Source organism: Micromonospora sp. CPM1, assembly GCF_023896895.1.
GTDB classification, from domain to species: domain Bacteria; phylum Actinomycetota; class Actinomycetes; order Mycobacteriales; family Micromonosporaceae; genus Micromonospora; species Micromonospora tulbaghiae.
On record NZ_JAMHIU010000004.1, the window covers coordinates 247,905 to 262,742 of the forward strand.

14 protein-coding genes are annotated in these 14,838 nt (G+C 74.1%); 4 read left to right on the forward strand and 10 right to left on the reverse strand.

The window, feature by feature from the left end:
- Position 1: 1 nt before the first annotated feature.
- From M8C11_RS07220 to trxA, 3 genes are all read right to left on the reverse strand, one after another.
- The gene (locus M8C11_RS07220; RefSeq protein WP_252448920.1) at positions 2 to 1,402 is read right to left on the reverse strand and encodes an MBL fold metallo-hydrolase; all 1,401 of its coding nucleotides are present in this window, start codon (positions 1,400 to 1,402) and stop codon (positions 2 to 4) included.
- Positions 1,403 to 1,541: 139 nt separating this feature from the next.
- Positions 1,542 to 1,811 carry a metal-sensitive transcriptional regulator gene (locus tag M8C11_RS07225; protein WP_120570221.1) on the reverse strand — a complete coding sequence of 90 codons (270 nt, stop codon included), beginning with the start codon at positions 1,809 to 1,811 and terminating at the stop codon, positions 1,542 to 1,544.
- 53 nt (positions 1,812 to 1,864) lie between these two features.
- Positions 1,865 to 2,215: a thioredoxin gene (gene trxA, locus M8C11_RS07230; protein ID WP_252448922.1), complete on the reverse strand. Its 351-nt coding sequence runs from the start codon at positions 2,213 to 2,215 to the stop codon at positions 1,865 to 1,867.
- Between the two features lie 397 nt (positions 2,216 to 2,612).
- On the opposite strand from trxA, the gene eccB reads away from it, so the two are divergent.
- Positions 2,613 to 4,022, forward strand: coding sequence for a type VII secretion protein EccB (gene eccB, locus M8C11_RS07235; RefSeq protein ID WP_252448923.1), 1,410 nt, complete (start codon positions 2,613 to 2,615; stop codon positions 4,020 to 4,022).
- A 22-nt stretch (positions 4,023 to 4,044) separates the two neighbouring features.
- On the opposite strand, the gene M8C11_RS07240 is transcribed toward eccB, so the two are convergent.
- From M8C11_RS07240 to M8C11_RS07260, 5 genes are read right to left on the reverse strand one after another with little or no spacing between them, the layout of a single operon-like run.
- Complete coding sequence (locus tag M8C11_RS07240) at positions 4,045 to 4,650, reverse strand: bifunctional 2-polyprenyl-6-hydroxyphenol methylase/3-demethylubiquinol 3-O-methyltransferase UbiG (protein ID WP_252448924.1); 606 nt, start codon at positions 4,648 to 4,650, stop codon at positions 4,045 to 4,047.
- Positions 4,651 to 4,682: 32 nt separating this feature from the next.
- Complete coding sequence (locus M8C11_RS07245; protein WP_252448925.1) at positions 4,683 to 5,285, reverse strand: phosphatase PAP2 family protein; 603 nt, start codon at positions 5,283 to 5,285, stop codon at positions 4,683 to 4,685.
- Positions 5,286 to 5,307: 22 nt separating this feature from the next.
- Entirely contained in the window at positions 5,308 to 6,174 is an 867-nt protein-coding gene (locus tag M8C11_RS07250) for a carbohydrate ABC transporter permease (RefSeq protein WP_013285935.1), read from the reverse strand.
- Positions 6,174 to 7,133, reverse strand: a complete 960-nt coding sequence (locus M8C11_RS07255) for a carbohydrate ABC transporter permease (RefSeq protein WP_047891261.1) — start codon at positions 7,131 to 7,133, stop codon at positions 6,174 to 6,176. Before M8C11_RS07255 ends, M8C11_RS07250 begins: the two co-directional genes overlap by 1 nt.
- Positions 7,130 to 8,521 carry an ABC transporter substrate-binding protein gene (locus M8C11_RS07260; protein WP_252448927.1) on the reverse strand — a complete coding sequence of 464 codons (1,392 nt, stop codon included), beginning with the start codon at positions 8,519 to 8,521 and terminating at the stop codon, positions 7,130 to 7,132. Before M8C11_RS07260 ends, M8C11_RS07255 begins: the two co-directional genes overlap by 4 nt.
- A gap of 121 nt (positions 8,522 to 8,642) precedes the next feature.
- Between M8C11_RS07260 and M8C11_RS07265 the strand changes: the two genes are divergently transcribed.
- Genes M8C11_RS07265 through M8C11_RS07275 form a run of 3 tightly spaced genes read left to right on the forward strand, consistent with a single transcriptional unit; the run spans position 8,643 to position 11,832 of the window.
- On the forward strand, positions 8,643 to 9,680 hold the full coding sequence (locus M8C11_RS07265; RefSeq protein ID WP_252448929.1) for a zinc-binding dehydrogenase: 1,038 nt from the start codon (positions 8,643 to 8,645) through the stop codon (positions 9,678 to 9,680).
- Entirely contained in the window at positions 9,680 to 10,498 is an 819-nt protein-coding gene (locus M8C11_RS07270) for a sugar phosphate isomerase/epimerase family protein (protein ID WP_252448930.1), read from the forward strand. Before M8C11_RS07265 ends, M8C11_RS07270 begins: the two co-directional genes overlap by 1 nt.
- Entirely contained in the window at positions 10,495 to 11,832 is a 1,338-nt protein-coding gene (locus M8C11_RS07275; protein ID WP_252448932.1) for a hypothetical protein, read from the forward strand. The genes M8C11_RS07270 and M8C11_RS07275 overlap by 4 nt, the downstream gene beginning before the upstream one ends.
- Positions 11,833 to 11,877: 45 nt before the next feature.
- On the opposite strand, the gene M8C11_RS07280 is transcribed toward M8C11_RS07275, so the two are convergent.
- Complete coding sequence (locus tag M8C11_RS07280; RefSeq protein WP_252448933.1) at positions 11,878 to 12,582, reverse strand: CBS domain-containing protein; 705 nt, start codon at positions 12,580 to 12,582, stop codon at positions 11,878 to 11,880.
- A 95-nt stretch (positions 12,583 to 12,677) separates the two neighbouring features.
- Positions 12,678 to 14,792 carry a molybdopterin-dependent oxidoreductase gene (locus M8C11_RS07285; RefSeq protein ID WP_252448934.1) on the reverse strand — a complete coding sequence of 705 codons (2,115 nt, stop codon included), beginning with the start codon at positions 14,790 to 14,792 and terminating at the stop codon, positions 12,678 to 12,680.
- Between the last annotated feature and the right edge of the window lie 46 nt (positions 14,793 to 14,838).

Consider the following 14,838-nt stretch of genomic DNA (forward strand, 5'->3'; position numbering starts at 1 on the left):
GTCAGGCGGTGGGCGCCATGCGTACGCCGGCCGTCTCGGCCCGGCCGTACGAGTCGTCGATCAGCACCACGTCACGGCCGGCGTTGGCGAGCAGGGACGCGGCGGCGGTGGCCCGGTAGCCGGAGCCGCAGTGCACCCAGATCGTCCCGGAGGGGATGTCGGCGAGCCGCTTCGGCACGTCCGGCAGCGGCACGTGCACCGCGCCGTCGATGTGCCCGGCCTTCCACTCGTTCGTCATCCGCACGTCGAGGACGACCTGGGGCTCGGGCAGCCCGGCCGGGGTGTTCCCGGCCTGCGCGGCGGCGAGCGCGTCGAAGTCGGCCACGGGCAGCTCACGCAGCTGCGACGGGTCGGCGGTCCACTGCTCGGGCTCGCCGGTGGCCTGGGCGGCCGGGCGGTCGATGCCGATGCGGACCAGTTCCCGCTGGGCGTCGGCGACCTGCTCCGGGGTCTGCGCCAGGAACGTGATCGGCACGCCCCAGTCGATCAGCCAGCCGAGCCACGTCGACATCGGCCCGTCCAGGCCGAGGCTGACGGTGCCGGCCAGGTGCGAGGCCGCGTACGCCTTGCGGTGGCGCAGGTCGACCACCCACTCGCCGGCGGCGATACGACGGCGCAGCTCGTCGGCGTCGGCGCGGGCCACCGGCGTGAGGTCGACCGGGGCGGGACCGGCGGCGTTGGCGACGCCCATGTGGGCGTAGTACGCCGGGTAGGCGTCCAGCCCGGCCAGCGTCTCGGTGACGAACCGGTCGGCGGCCAGCCGCAGCACCGGGTTGGCCTCCTTCTCCCGGCCGATGGTCGACTCGGGCGCGTCGGCCTGGCTGGCCGAGCAGAAGCTGCCGAAGCCGTGCGTGGGCCACACCTGCGCGCCGTCGGGCAGCAGGTCGGCCAGCTTGCGCGCCGAGGCGTGCTGGTGGTGCGCCAGCTCGTGCGCGTACTGCTGGCCGAGCAGGTCGGTGCGGCCGGTGGTGCCGAACAGCAGCGAGCCGCCGGTGAACACACCGGCCGGCGTCCAGCCGCCGTCGGTGGCCTCGTCGATCGCGTACGACAGGTGGTGGAAGGTGTGGCCCGGGGTGCCGATCACCCGCAGCCGCATCGTGTCCGACACCGGCACGGTGTCGCCGTCGGACACCGGGGTCCGGTCGAACTCGACCGTGTCGGCGGCGGCCACCAGGTACTGCGCGCCGGTGATCCGGGCAAGTTCCAGGCCGCCGGAGACGTAGTCGTTGTGGATGTGCGTCTCGACCACGTGGGTGATGCGCACGCCCTCGGCGCCGGCCAGGTACAGGATGCGGTCGATGTCGCGCTGCGGGTCGACCACGATCGCCACCCGGCCGTCGGAGGCGAGGTAGCTGCGGTCGCCGAGCGAGGAGGTCGCGATGACGGACACGTCGAGGGTCATGCCGGTTCCTCTCATTGCCTATATACCCCCGGGGGTATGTGCGGGACAGTCTGCGGCCTGGGATCTCCAGGCAGGTGTTTACCCACCCGAGTCGCGATCACGCGACCCGGGCGGGATTCAGCCGGTCAGGCGGGCGCCGTCAGGCCAGTGACAGGAAGAGCTTCTCCAGCTCCTCCTCGGTCATCTCCGGCTCCTCGCCGGCCTGCCGGGCGGCGTCGCAGTAGCGCATGCCGGAGGCGATGATCTTGAACCCGGCCCGGTCGATGGCCTTGGAGACCGCGGCGAGCTGGGTCAACGCGGCGCGGCAGTCCTCGCCGTTCTCCATCATCTCGATGACGGCGTTGAGCTGCCCCCGGGCCCGCTTGAGCCGGGTCAGCGCGTCGCCGGTCATCTCAGGTCGAAGCTTCACGTCCCACCTCCTGCTCTCGAAGATACCCCAGGGGGTACCCGTGTCGCCACCCGTCAGGCGGTCTTGGCCCGGACGTCGTCCATGTCGAGGTCACGCACGGCCCGGATCAGCTCCTCCAGCCCGGCCGTCGGCAGGGCGCCCGGCTGGGCGAACACCAGCACGCCGTCCCGGAACGCCATCAGTGTCGGGATCGACCGGATCTGCGCCGCGGCCGCCAGGGCCGGCTCGGCCTCGGTGTCGACCTTGCCGAAGACGATGTCCGGGTGCTGCTCGCTGGACTTCTCGTAGACCGGCGCGAACGCCCGGCAGGGGCCGCACCAGCCGGCCCAGAAGTCGACCAGGACGATGCCGTCCCGGTTGACGGTCTCTGCGAAGTCGGTGGTGCTCAACGCCACGCTGGCCATCAGTACCTCCGTCGGTTTCAGGTTCCGGCATGTGTAACACACCCCCGGGGGTATCCATTCCGCGTGGGGTGCTGGTCGGCGCGCCTCGATGCAACTCCACCCTTGATGGGTCCGGCTGCCTTGATCGACTCCAGTTCGGGGAGGTGGCCGGGTCCGGGCCGGTGTGATGCAGCCACTTCGGCGTACTCGCGCTGGGGCCCGCCGAGGGAGCTCACCCCGTGGCTTGATCGACTCCACCTCGGGGAGGTGGTGGGGTCCGGGGCGGTGGGATGCAGCCACCTCGGCGTACTGGCGGAGCGGGGCGGCGACGAAGGGTCGGCCAGGGACACGCAGGGTCGCCGGGGCATCGACGGAGCGCTTATCCTGTGCGCCGACCATCCCGGCGGGAAGGGATCAGATGGCGTCGCGGCAGGACCAGCTGCACTCGTACCAGTTCACCGTCCAGCGGGCGGTCGCCGCGCTCGTCATGCGGGAGACGGACCCGCCGCAGTCGCCGTTCCGCCGGCTGGCCGGAGCGGGTCTGGCGAGCGTCCTGGTCGCGGCGATCGCGCTCGGCGGCGTCGCGCTCTACGGTCTGTTCACCGGCGGCGGTGACTCGTGGCGCGAGACCGGCGCGGTGATCGTGGAGAAGGAGTCGGGTGCGCGGTTCGTCTACCGCGACGACAGGCTGCACCCGGTGCTCAACTACGCCTCCGCCCTGCTGATCATCGGAGCGGAACGGCCGAAGACGGTGCTGGTCGGCCGCCGCGCCATCGACGGGGTGCCGCGCGGCCTGCCGCTCGGCATCGCCGACGCGCCGGACTCGCTGCCCGCGTCGAACCGGCTCGTCCGCGACGCCTGGACGCTCTGTTCCGTGGAGGGCGACGAGGCCGGGCGCGCGGAGACCGGTCGGCCGGCGGCGGGGCGCGGCGAGGCCCGCTCGGTGCTGCTGATCGGGCGGGAGGCCACCGGCGGGCGGGCGCTCGGCGATCAGGGCCTGCTCGCCCGGCATCCGGACGGCGGCCTGCACCTGCTCTGGCACGACCGGCGCTACCTGCTGCGCGACACCGACCGGGTGCTCGCCGCGCTCGCCGCCACCCGGGAACGGGCGGTGCCGGTGGCGGCTGCGCTGCTGAACACGCTCCCGGCCGGCGCCGACCTGGCCCCGCCGCCGGTGGCCGACCTCGGCGAGCCGTCCGAGCGGGTCACCGGCGCGAGCGTGGGCGACGTCTACCTGGTGCGCAACTCCGGTGGCGGACGGCAGTACGCGGTGGCCCAGCGCGGCGGGCTGGCAGCGATCACCGAGTTGCAGGCCGCGTTGCTGCTGGCCCGCACCGGCCAGCGGGATCCGGAACCGATCACGCTCGGCCGGTTCGCCGCGCTGCCGAAGCTGCCCGGTCTGGTGCCCGGCGGGCCGGCCGCTCCGCCCGCCGTACCGCCCCGGCTGGCCGCCGCGGAGGGAGCACTCTGCGCGCGGGCCGGCGACGACACCGGCGTCCGCGAGCTCCGCCTCGGCGTCACCGCGCCGGACCAGTCCGCCGCCGCACCCACACCGGGCGGCCGGGCCGGGCTCGCCGACGAGGTGGTGGTCGAGCCGGGACGCGGCGCGCTGGTGGAGGCGGTGCCCGCGCCGGGCGCGACCGGCGGCGCGATCTGCGTGATCACCGACCTGGGCCGGCGGTACGCGCTGACCGGCGCCGACGTGCCGGGCATGCTCGGGTACGCGGGCGTGCGCCCGGCGCGGTTGCCGGCGGGCCTGGTGGACCTGCTGCCGGCCGGCAGCCCGCTCGACCCGGAGGCCGCACGCACTGTCGCCGCGCCCGCGTGAGCCCTGGTCGGCAGGAGAAGGGTCAGCCGGCGGGGCGGCGCAGCACCGTCACCGCGAAGTCGGCGTCGTCCCGCCAGGGCCGCAGGTCCCAGGTGGCGAAGCGGTGCTCGGGGCGTAGCCCGGCGGCGACCGCGTCGGCGTCCAGGTCGGCCACCGGGTAGCCGCGGTCGGTGCCGAAGCCGACCACCACCATCCCGTCCGGGCGTACGTGCGCGGCGACGCGGCCCAGCACGTCGCGTTCGGTGCCGGGGGCGACGAAGACCATCACGTTGCCGGCCAGCACCGCGGCGTCGAACGGCTCGGCCTCGCCCTGGGCGGCCAGGTCCAGCTCGGCCAGGTCGGCGACCAGGAAGCGGGGGCCGGGATGGTCGGCGCGGGCCGCCTCGACCAGCGTCGGGTCGGCGTCCACGCCCACGACGTCGTGCCCGCGTGCGGCGAGCGCGGCGGCGACCCGGCCGGTGCCGCAGCCGGCGTCCAGGACGCGCGCGCCCGGCGGTACGAGCGCGTCGAGCAGCCGCGCCTCACCGGCCAGGTCGGCGCCCTCGGCGGCGAGCTGACGGAAGCGGTCCACGTACCACTGCGAGTGGCCGGGCTTCGTGTCGGTCACCCAGCGGGTCGGCTTGCCCATGAGGCCACCGTAGCTGATCTTGCGTCAGCGGGTCAGGCGAGCGCCAGGAACGTGCCGGCGGCGAGCGGCCCGCCCAGCGCGACACCGGCCAGCACCTGCGGCCAGGTGTGGTCGCCCAGGCGTACCCGGGACCAGCCGACCGCCGCGACGAGCGCCCAGCCGACGTTCGCGGCCGGGCCGGCCAGCGGGACCAGCACGGCGACGGTGGCGGCGGCAACCGCGGCGTGGATGCTCAGCTTCCACCAGTGGTTCACCAGCGCGCAGGCCGCGCCGACCACGAAGACCACCACGATCACGGCGAACAGTTCGGCGGGTGCGCGTACCGCAGCCAGCAGCAGCAACCCGGCCGCCACCGAGGCCAGCCCGATCGACAGCGGCCGGGCCCGCTGGGTGCGGTCGCCGACGTGCCGGTCGGTGAGCCGTCCCCGGCGGACGCCGTGCACGAGCACGCCGATCGGGATGACGGCGCAGAACGTCAGCGCGATGCCGCCCCAGAGCAGGAACTGGCCGGGCGAGCGGCTGACCCGGGCGGCGGCGATCAGCGGCAGCGCCGTGACCAGGACGGTCGGGGCGAGCGCCTCGGTGAGCAGCCGGGCCGCCCGCGCACCGGTCCGGTCCTCCCGTGATGCTCGCACCCGATCATCCTGGCACGGACCCTCACCCCTTCTCGGCTCCGCTGGTGAGTCCCTCGGTGAGCAGGCGTTCCCCGGCGAAGAACAGCACCACGATCGGCAGCGTGAGGATGACCGAGCCGGCCATCAGCACGGTCTTGGGCACCTCCACGCCGTCGGCGAGCAGGGACAGCCCCAGCGACACCGTCCACCGGTCCGGCCGGTCGACCAGGAACAGCAGCGCGAACAGGTACTCGTTCCAGGCGATCATGAAGTCGTACAGCGCGACAGCCATCACCGACGGCGCGGCCAGTGGCAGGCTGACCCGGCGGATGATGCCGAGGCGGCCGGCGCCGTCGATCGCCGCGGACTCCTCCAGGCTGACCGGGATGGTCTCGAAGTAGTTCTTCAGCATGTAGACCGACACCGGCAGCGTCTGCGAGATGTAGACCAGCACCAGCCCGGTCAGCGACCCGCGCAGCCCGGCCCGGGTGAAGACCACGAACAGCGGGATCGCGATGACGATCGACGGGAACAGGTAGACCGCCAGGAACAGCGCGCTGACCTGCCGGCGGCCGAAGAACCGCAGGCGGGACACCGCGTACGCGCCGGGAATGGCGATCACCAGGGTGAGCGCGGTGGCGGCCAGCGCCACCAGGCCGCTGTTGCGGATGAACGTGAGGAAGCCCTGGCCGCCGTCGGAGACGGACTTCAGCACCTCGGCGTACGTGGCGACGGTCAGCTCGCCGAACGGCACCCAGAGCGAGCCGGGTTCCAGCAGCAGGCGTTCGATCGGGCGTACCGACAGCACCAGCATGTACCAGAACGGCAGCAGCGTGACCACCAGGAACCCGGCGATCACCAGCCGGCGCAGCCAGCGCAGGCTGACCGTCTCGATCCGGTCCCGGTCCATCACGCCTCCCGTCGCGCGCCGAAGAAGCGCAGGTAGATCGCCACGAACACGAGCAGCACGACGGCCAGGACGACCGCCTGGGCGGCGGCCGCGCCGATGTCGGTACGGGCGGTGAGGAACTGGTAGACCCGCACGCTCACCACCTCGGTGCCGGCCGCGCCGCCGGTGAGCAGGTAGACGTCGTCGAACTTGTTGAACGTCATGATGAACCGCAGCACGCCGATCAGCGCGATCACCGGCATGAGCTGCGGCAGCAGGATGTGCCGGAACCGCTGCGTGGGTGTCGCCCCGTCGACCCGGGCGGCCTCCTCCAGCTCACCGGGCACCGCCTGGAGCCGGGCCAGCAGGAACAGGAACGCGAACGGGAAGTAGCGCCACGCCTCGAACGCGATCACCGTCCACAGCGCGGTGGACTCCTGGGACAGGAACGGCACCGGCTGATCCCAGCCGAGGAAGCGCCGCCCCCAGTCGTTGACGATGCCGAGCTGCGGATCGAGCATCACCTGCCAGACGAACGTCATGGCGACCACCGGCGCCACGTACGGCAGCAGCATCGACGCGCGGACCAGCGTGCGGCCCCGGAACGGCCCGCGTACGGCCAGCGCCGCCGCGAGGCCCACCACGATCGAGCCGGCGGTGCCGCCGACGCTGTAGAGGACAGTGGTCCAGAGCGTGTCGGCGAACCCGGGCGTGTGCAGCACCCGGTCGATGTTGTCCAGGGTCAGCTCGCCGAACAGGCCGGTCTTGCGCAGTGTCGCCAGGCGTACCCGCTGGAAGGCCAGCACCACCGTCCAGACGATGGGTATGCCGATCACCGCGACTACGACGAGCAGGGTCGGGGTGACCAGCGCGAGCCCGGCGCGGGACTCGCGGCGGCGCAGGGTCAGCGGGCGTCGGCCGGGTCGGCGGGGTCGCTCCGGTGCGGGGGAGCGGCCGGCCTCCGGCGCGGTGGTGGTCAATTGACGCCCTTGGCTATCGCCTCGACGTCCTTGCGGGCGCGTTCGGCGGCGGCGCGGGCGTCGGACTTGCCGCCGACGACGTCGGCGAGCGCCTTGGGTACGGGCAGCTCGCCGAGGATCGCGCCGACCAGCTTGCCCTGGTTCTCGGTCAGGCCCCAGCGCTGGAACGTGTCCGGACTCTTCCGGAGCGTGGCAAGTACGTCCTCGCCGTAGACCTCCGACAGCGGCTTCTTGGTGTCCACCCCGGCCGGGCTGGTGTTCCAGGCGGTCCGGAACTTCTGCTTGTCCTCCGGAGTGCCGGTGCGCACCGGGAAACGCCCCTCGGGGGACATGCCGAACCAGCGCGGGTAGCCGTCGGAGAGCATGTACTCCACGAACGACTTCGCCGGGTCGGCCGCGCCGTCGAGCACGGCCCAGGAGCTGACCTCGCCGTACTGGGCCGGTTCGGTGCCGTTCGGACCCTTGATCGCGGTGACGAAGCCGCTGTTCCTGGCGAGCCAGGCCGGGTCGGACTGGCACTGCGGGCAGGTCGGCCGGGCGTCGGCGCGCAGCCCGGCCAGCTCGTCCAGGATGAACGGTGACCAGATCAGCATGGCCGCCTTGCCGGCGAAGTAGGTGGCCCGGGTGGTGTCGACGTCCTGGGCGCCCTTGACCGAGTTGTTGCGCATCAGGTCGCCGTAGAAGCGGAACGCCTCGACGCACTCGGGGGAGTCGAGCGTGACCTTGCCGGAGCCGTCGGTGAGCCGGCAGTTGTTCGCCAGCGCCAGGTGCTCGAACGTCTGCTGGGTGAACACGTCGCCGGGGGAGGTGGCCGCGGTGATGCCGGCGACGCCGCCGGTGTTCAGCTTGGCCGCCGCGGCGGCGATCTTCTCGTACGTGTCGGGCGCCGGCAGGCCGGCGGCGGCGAACAGGTCCTTGCGGTAGACGAGCAGCTGGCCCCACCCGTCGCTCGGTACGGCGAGCTGCTTGCCGCCGTCGCCGGTGAGTTCCAGCGCGCGGGGCGTGAACGTGTCCCGGCCGAGCCGGTCGACGACGGCGGCGTTCGCGTCGGCGTCGACCAGTTCGTTGCTGGACAGCGTGCGCACCCCGGCCAGGGAGACCGAGCCGACCACGTCGGGCAGGTCGCCGGCGGCGGCGCTGGAGGCGATCAGGGACGGGAACTGGTCCTCGTTGACGGTGACCAGGTTGACCTTGACGCCGGTCTTGGCGGTGTAGTCGGCGATGATCGCCTTGGTGGCGGCGACGCGGTCCGCCACGTCTTCCAGGCTCCAGACGGTGATCTGGGAACTGTCGGATTTCTGCCCGTCGTCGCTGCATGCGGCCATGCCGGTCCCGGCCAGTGCCAGGATCAGGCTGATTGCGAGCCGCCGCGTGGAGGGTGATGACATCGGTGGCACTCCTCTCGAAAGAGCACGGCCTGTCGCTAATACCCATCGATTCATCAATCTAATCAGATATGCCCATTTTTTGGGTTAGAATCGGGGTCGGCACTTCCCTCGGAGCGACGCCATGAGCAACTGGGTTGTCTCTCTGGCCGGGCCCCGGCACGTACGCCTGGAGCCCTGCCCCACGGACCGGCTCGGTCCGGGCCAGGTCCGCGTCCGCACCCGCTACTCGGGCATCTCCGCCGGCACCGAACTGACGCTCTTCCGGGGCAGCAACCCGCGCCTGCGCAAGGACTGGGACGCCGGTGCCCGCATGTTCGTGCCCCGCCAGGCCACGCCCGCGTACCCGGTGGTGGGTTTCGGATACGAGGAGGTCGGCGAGATCGTCGAGGTCGCCCCAGACGTGGCCGGGCGGCGGCCCGGCCAGCTCGTCTGGGGTATCTGGGGGCACCGCGCCGAAGCGGTGCTCCCCGCGACCGCGGCGCATCCGCTGCCACCGGGCCTCGACCCGCTCGCCGCCGTGTTCGCCCGGCCCGGCGCCATCGCGCTGACCGCCGTGCTCGCCGGTGACCTGCACCTGGGCGACTGGGTGGGCGTCTTCGGGCAGGGCGTGATCGGGCTGCTCGGCACGCGCCTGGCCGCGCTCTCCGGCGCCCGCGTGGTCGCCGTCGACCGGATGCCGGGCCGGCTCGCGCACGCCACCCGGCTCGGCGCCCGCCGGGTGGTCGACGTCGCCGCCGAGTCGCCCGCCGCCGCGCTGCGGGCCGCCACCGACGGCCGGGGCGCCGACGTCTGCCTGGAGCTGTCCGGGTCGTACCCGGCGCTGCACGAGGCGATCCGCGCCACCGCGCACGCCGGCCGCGTCGTCGCGGCCGGCTTCTACCAGGGGTACGCCCACGGGCTGGAACTCGGCGAGGAGTTCCACCACAACCGGATCCAGCTCGTGGCCGCCCAGGTCTCCGGGCCGGATCCGGCACCCGGCACGGCCGGCCGGTGGTCCGGGACGCGGATCGCACACACCTTCATGGACCTGGTGGCCGAGGGCAGCGTCGACCCGCTGCCGCTGGTGAGCCACGTCGTCGACGCGGGCGCGGTGGCCGACGCCCTGGCGTTGCTCGACCGCGGTGACGGTGACGTCCTCCAAGTGGTGCTGAGGTTCTGATGGACATTCCGCTTGCCTGCCAGGAGCAACTGCTTCCCGGCACCGACCTGACCCGGAAGTACGCCCTCGCCGTCGCCCTCGGCTACCAGGGCATCGAGCTGCGCGGACGCGGTGATCTCGCGCTGGCCCGGCGGCTGCCGGAGCTGCGCCGCGCCCGCGCCGCCGGCGTGGTCATGCCGACCGTCTGCGTCGAGATGGACCACTTCGTCGGCGACTTCGACCCGGACCGCTCCCGCGACGCGGTGGACAACCTGCGCTCCCAGCTCTCGGTGATCGCCGAGCTGGGCGGCGCCGGCGCGATGACGCCGGCCGCGTGGGGCATGTTCTCCCGCCGGCTGCCCCCGTTCGAACCACCACGCTCGGCCGACGGCGACCGGCGGGTGCTCGTCGACGCCCTGGGCGAGCTGGCCGGGCACGCCCGCGCCGAGGGGGTCACCGTGTTCCTGGAGCCGCTCAACCGGTACGAGGACCACATGGTCAACCGGCTCGACCAGGCGGTCGAGCTGTGCCGCGCGGTCGGGTCACCGGCGCTGCGGGTGGCCGCCGACACGTACCACATGAACATCGAGGAGGACGACCCGCACGCCGCGCTGCGCGCCGCCGCGCCGTACCTCGGGCACGTGCAGGTCAGCGACTCCAACCGGCACCAGCCCGGCGCCGGGCACCTGGACTGGGGTGCGCTGCTGGCCACGCTCGACGCGATCGGCTACACCGGCTGGCTGGCGCTGGAGTGCCGGCTGCGCGGCGAGCCGGTCGCCGCGCTGCGCCAGGCCGCCACCGCGCTGGCCCAGGCCCGTCCCCGGCGGGCCGCCGCATGACGCTGACCACCGGGCTACGCGCCGACGCCGACCGGCACGCCCGGCTGCGCCGCCTCGCGCTGGCCACCCTGGACACCAACTGGGAACACGACCACACCGTGCCGTCGCGCACGCTCTACCCGCACCAGTGGAGCTGGGACTCGGCGTTCATCGCGATCGGCCTGGCCCACGTCCGTCCCGACCGGGCCTGGCGGGAGCTGCGCACGCTGTTCGCCGCGCAGTGGGTCGACGGGCGGGTGCCGCACATCGTGTTCAACCCGGCCTCGCGCGTCGGGCCGTACTTCCCCGGCCCGCAGTTCTGGGACTCGGCGCGCGCCGACGGGGCGCCGGCCCGGGCCACGTCCGGGATCGTCCAGCCGCCGGTGCACGCCCCGGCCGCCTGGCTGGTGCACCGCCGCGCGCCCGGTGAGGCGTCGGTGGCCGCGCTGCGGCGGCTCTACCCGAGGCTGGTCGCGCAGCAGCGCTACCTGACCGGGCGGCGCGACGCCGGCGGGGGCGGGCTGGCGTCGATCGTGCACCCGTGGGAGTCCGGGCTGGACAACAGCCCCGCCTGGGACGCGCCACTGGCCGGGGTGCCCGCCGACGAGGCGGTGATGCGCGCGTACCGCCGGCACGACACCGCGCACGCCGACGCCTCGCAGCGCCCCACCGACCTGGACTACGCGCGCTACGTCGCGCTGGTGGAGAGCTACCGGGCCGGCCGCTACCGGGACGAGGGACTGCTCGGGCGGCACCCGTTCCTGGTGGAGTGCCCGCTGGTGAACGCCGCACTCGGCGTCTCCGAGTACGCGCTCGCGCGCATCGCCACAGTCATCGGCGCCGACCCGGGACCGCACCGCGACCGGGGCGCCCGCATCACCGAGGCGCTCGTCACCCGGCTCTGGGATCCGGTCACCGGCACGTTCCGCCCCCGCGACGTCCGCGCCGACCGGCTCGTGCCGGCCCGGACCGTGCTCGGGTTGATGCCGCTCGCGCTGCCCGAACTGCCCGCCGCGCAGGTGGCCGCGCTGCTGGCCGAGGCGTGCTCGCCGCGCTTCGGGCTGGCCGCCCGGATGGACCGGCCACTGCCCACGTACGACCGCACCGCGCCGGACTTCGAACCGCTGCGCTACTGGCGCGGCCCGAGCTGGATCAACACGGGCTGGCTGCTCTGGCAGGGCCTGCGGACGCACCGCCGCGCCGACCTGGCCGCCGGGCTGCGCGAGTCGCTGCTCGACCTGGTCGACCGGGCCGGCTGCCACGAGTACTTCCACCCGGACACCGGCGCCGGTCTCGGCTCACCGGCGTTCAGCTGGACCGCCGCGCTGGTGCTGGACGCGCTCGCCCAGGAGTGACACCGGTGGACGCCGGGTACCCCGGCGCCCACCGCCGCCCGGGTCTCAGGCGATGCCGGCCGGGGTTCCGCCGCCGATGCGCAACGCCGCCATCGGCGCGTCGTCGATCGCGTAGCCGAGCGCGTCGACCACCTCGACCACGCCGCTGACCTGCCGGGTCAGCCGTACCGCGAGCTGCGCGGTGGACCGGCGTTCCACCTGGCCGGTGAGCGTCACCACGCCCCGGTCCACAGTCACGTCCACCACGTCGCCGGGGACGCCGAGGCTGCGCCACAGCACCTCCTCGACCACGTCGCGCCGGATGCCGGCGTCCGGGCGCAGGTGAACCTTGAGCAGGTCACCCCGGGTGACGATGCCGACCAGCCGGCCGAGGTCGTCGACCACCGGCAGCCGCTTCACGCCGCGCGCGTCCATCAGCCGGGCCGCCTCGACGATCGTCGCATCCGGCGCGACGGTGACCGGGGGAGCGGTCATCAGGTCGGCGGCGAGCGTCGCGCCGGCCTTCGCCCGCGCCTCGCGGCGGTGCCGGTCGGGCAGGATCCGCCGCTCCCGGGGCCGGCCCAGGAACTCCACCTTGTACATCAGGTCCGCCTCGGAGACCACGCCGAGCACCCGGCGGGTCTCGTCCACCACCGGCGCCGCCGTGACGTGCCGGCCGGTCAGCACGTCGACGATCTCCCGGTACGCCGTGCCCTCCCGTACCGACGCCACGTCCCTGGTCATCACGTCCTGCACCTGCCACGTACGCATGGCGAACCTCCCTGTTGTCCGCCTCCGACGCTAGGCGGCGGAGCAGGGCCGGAGCAGGGGCGCAAAGACCAGGTGAGGGGGCCGGAGGTCCCGAATCACCCGGCCGCGACGGGCTCGGCGACCTCGTCGGCGGGCGGCTCGGCGGTCAGCAGCGCGGCCGGCACCGGCTCGACCTCCACCCGGCAGTCGTGGAACGTCGGCGCCTCGCCCAGGTCGGTGTCGCGGACGCCGGTGACCGCGTTGACGGTGGACCCGCCGGGGCTGCGCCGCGCCCAGTACGCCTTGTACGTGAACGCCAGGCCCGGGCGGGCCGCCTCGTCGACGGCCACCGCGGCGAGGAACGCGCCCCGGTCGTTGTGCACGCGGACCGCGTCGCCGTCGGCGAGCCCGCGTGCCGCCGCGTCGGCCGGGTGCAGGTGCACCCGGGGCGGGCCGGCGCGGCGGGTGTGCCACGGCAGCGAGGCGAACGTAGAGTTCATCAGGTAGCGGTTGGCCGGGGTGAGCAGCGTCAGCGGGAACCGGCGGGCCAGCTCCGGATCGGCCGCCTCGGCCGGTGGCGTGTACCCGGGCAGCGGGTCCACCCCGAGCGCGGCCAGCGCCGGGTCGTGCAGCCGGGCCCGCCCGTCCGCCGTGGGGAAGCCGCCCTCGGCGTACGGCGCTGAACCCACCGGCACGCCGGTGAGCCGGGCGTACGTGCGCTCGCGCAGCTCCTCGTACGTGATCGGGGCGCCGGCCAGCAACTGCCGGGCCAGGTCCTCGTCGCTGTCCCGGAACGCCGGGTGGTCGATCCCGAGCGCGGCGGCGATCCGCCGGAAGATCTCGGTGTTCGGCAGCGCCTCGCCGGGCGCGCGGGTCACCGGCAGGTTCAGCGTCGTGTAGTGGTGCCCGTAGGACGTCTGGAGGTCCAGGTGCTCGGGCTGCATGGTCGCCGGGAGCACCACGTCGGCGTAGTCGCAGGTGTCGGTCCAGCGCTGCTCCAGCACCACGGTGAACAGGTCGGCGCGGCGCAGCCCGGCCAGCAGCCGGGCCTGGTCCGGTGCGGTCGCCACCGGGTTGGCGTCGAACACCACGAGCGAGGTGACCGGCGGGTCCGCCTCCCCGGTGAGCACGGCGGCCAGCCGGCTCATGTTCAGCGACCGGGCCGCCGGGGCGGGCATGCCGGCCGGCCGGATCACCGGGCCGTTGTCGACCGGGTGGTGGCCGCTGGTGGTCACCAGCGCCCCGCCGCCGGGGTACCGGAAGTCGCCGGTCACCAGCGGCAGCGCGCAGATGGCCCGGATCGCCTGCCCGGCGCCGTGGTGCCGTTGCAGGCCCAGGCCGACGCGTACCGCCGTCGGGCGGGTGGTGGCGATCCGGTCGCCGAGTCGGCGTACCGTCCCGGCCGGCAGGCCGCACTCGGCGGCGGCCCGCTCCACCGGCCAGTCATCGAGCCGGGCGGCCAGCTCCGGCCAGCCGGTGGTGTGCGCGGCCAGCCACGCCTCGTCGGCCGCCCCGGCGTCGCGGACGTGCCGCATCAGCCCGAGCGCGAGCGCCGCGTCGGTGCCCGGCAGCGGCGCGACGTGCTCGTCGCTGCGGGCCGCCGTGTCGGTACGCAGCGGGTCGATCGTCACCACGTACGCGCCGCGCTCGCGGGCCTGCTGCACGAACGGCCACAGGTGCAGGTTGGTGACGAGCGGGTTGGCGCCCCAGAGCACGATCAGTCCCGCCTCGACGATCGACTCCGGCTCGAAGCCGACCGAGGCGCCGTAGAGCGAGCGCAGCGCGGCCCGCGCCGCCGCCGTGCAGATGGTGGTGTCCAGCCGGGACGCGCCCAGGTGGGCGAAGAGCCGGGGGCCCATGGTCCAGCCCTGGACCAGTCCCATGGTGCCGGCGAAGTAGTAGGGCAGCACCGACTCCGGGCCGTCCCGTTCGATGCTCGCGCGCAGCCCGGTGGCCACCCGGTCGACGGCCTCGTCCCAGCTCGCCGGCCGGTACGCGACCCGGCCCGCGCCCTTCGGGCCGGTACGGACCCAGGGCGTGGTGAGCCGGTCCGGGCCGTTCACCGCGTCCAGGTAGCGGTTCACCTTGCCGCAGAGCGCGCCCCGGGTGAACGGGTGGTCGCGGTCGCCGCGCAACGCGACCGCCCGGCCGTCGTCGACGGTGAGCTGCCAGACGCAGGTGTCCGGGCAGTCCAGCGGGCAGGCGCCGGGGTGGGTGGTGACGGGTCCCATGCGCGGATGCTACCGACGCGACCGGCCGGCTGCCCTCCGGCTTTTC

Bases quoted from the DNA above. Each gene is read 5' to 3' on its own strand.
- trxA (WP_252448922.1), bottom strand. From the start codon at position 2,215: ATGGCCAGCGTGGCGTTGAGCACCACCGACTTCGCAGAGACCGTCAAC.
- M8C11_RS07280 (WP_252448933.1), bottom strand. From the start codon at position 12,582: ATGCGTACGTGGCAGGTGCAGGACGTGATGACCAGGGACGTGGCGTCG.
- M8C11_RS07240 (WP_252448924.1), bottom strand. From the start codon at position 4,650: ATGGGCAAGCCGACCCGCTGGGTGACCGACACGAAGCCCGGCCACTCG.
- M8C11_RS07275 (WP_252448932.1), top strand. From the start codon at position 10,495: ATGACGCTGACCACCGGGCTACGCGCCGACGCCGACCGGCACGCCCGG.
- M8C11_RS07250 (WP_013285935.1), bottom strand. From the start codon at position 6,174: ATGGACCGGGACCGGATCGAGACGGTCAGCCTGCGCTGGCTGCGCCGG.
- M8C11_RS07260 (WP_252448927.1), bottom strand. From the start codon at position 8,521: ATGTCATCACCCTCCACGCGGCGGCTCGCAATCAGCCTGATCCTGGCA.
- eccB (WP_252448923.1), top strand. From the start codon at position 2,613: ATGGCGTCGCGGCAGGACCAGCTGCACTCGTACCAGTTCACCGTCCAG.
- M8C11_RS07270 (WP_252448930.1), top strand. From the start codon at position 9,680: ATGGACATTCCGCTTGCCTGCCAGGAGCAACTGCTTCCCGGCACCGAC.
- M8C11_RS07220 (WP_252448920.1), bottom strand. From the start codon at position 1,402: ATGACCCTCGACGTGTCCGTCATCGCGACCTCCTCGCTCGGCGACCGC.
- M8C11_RS07265 (WP_252448929.1), top strand. From the start codon at position 8,643: ATGAGCAACTGGGTTGTCTCTCTGGCCGGGCCCCGGCACGTACGCCTG.
- M8C11_RS07285 (WP_252448934.1), bottom strand. From the start codon at position 14,792: ATGGGACCCGTCACCACCCACCCCGGCGCCTGCCCGCTGGACTGCCCG.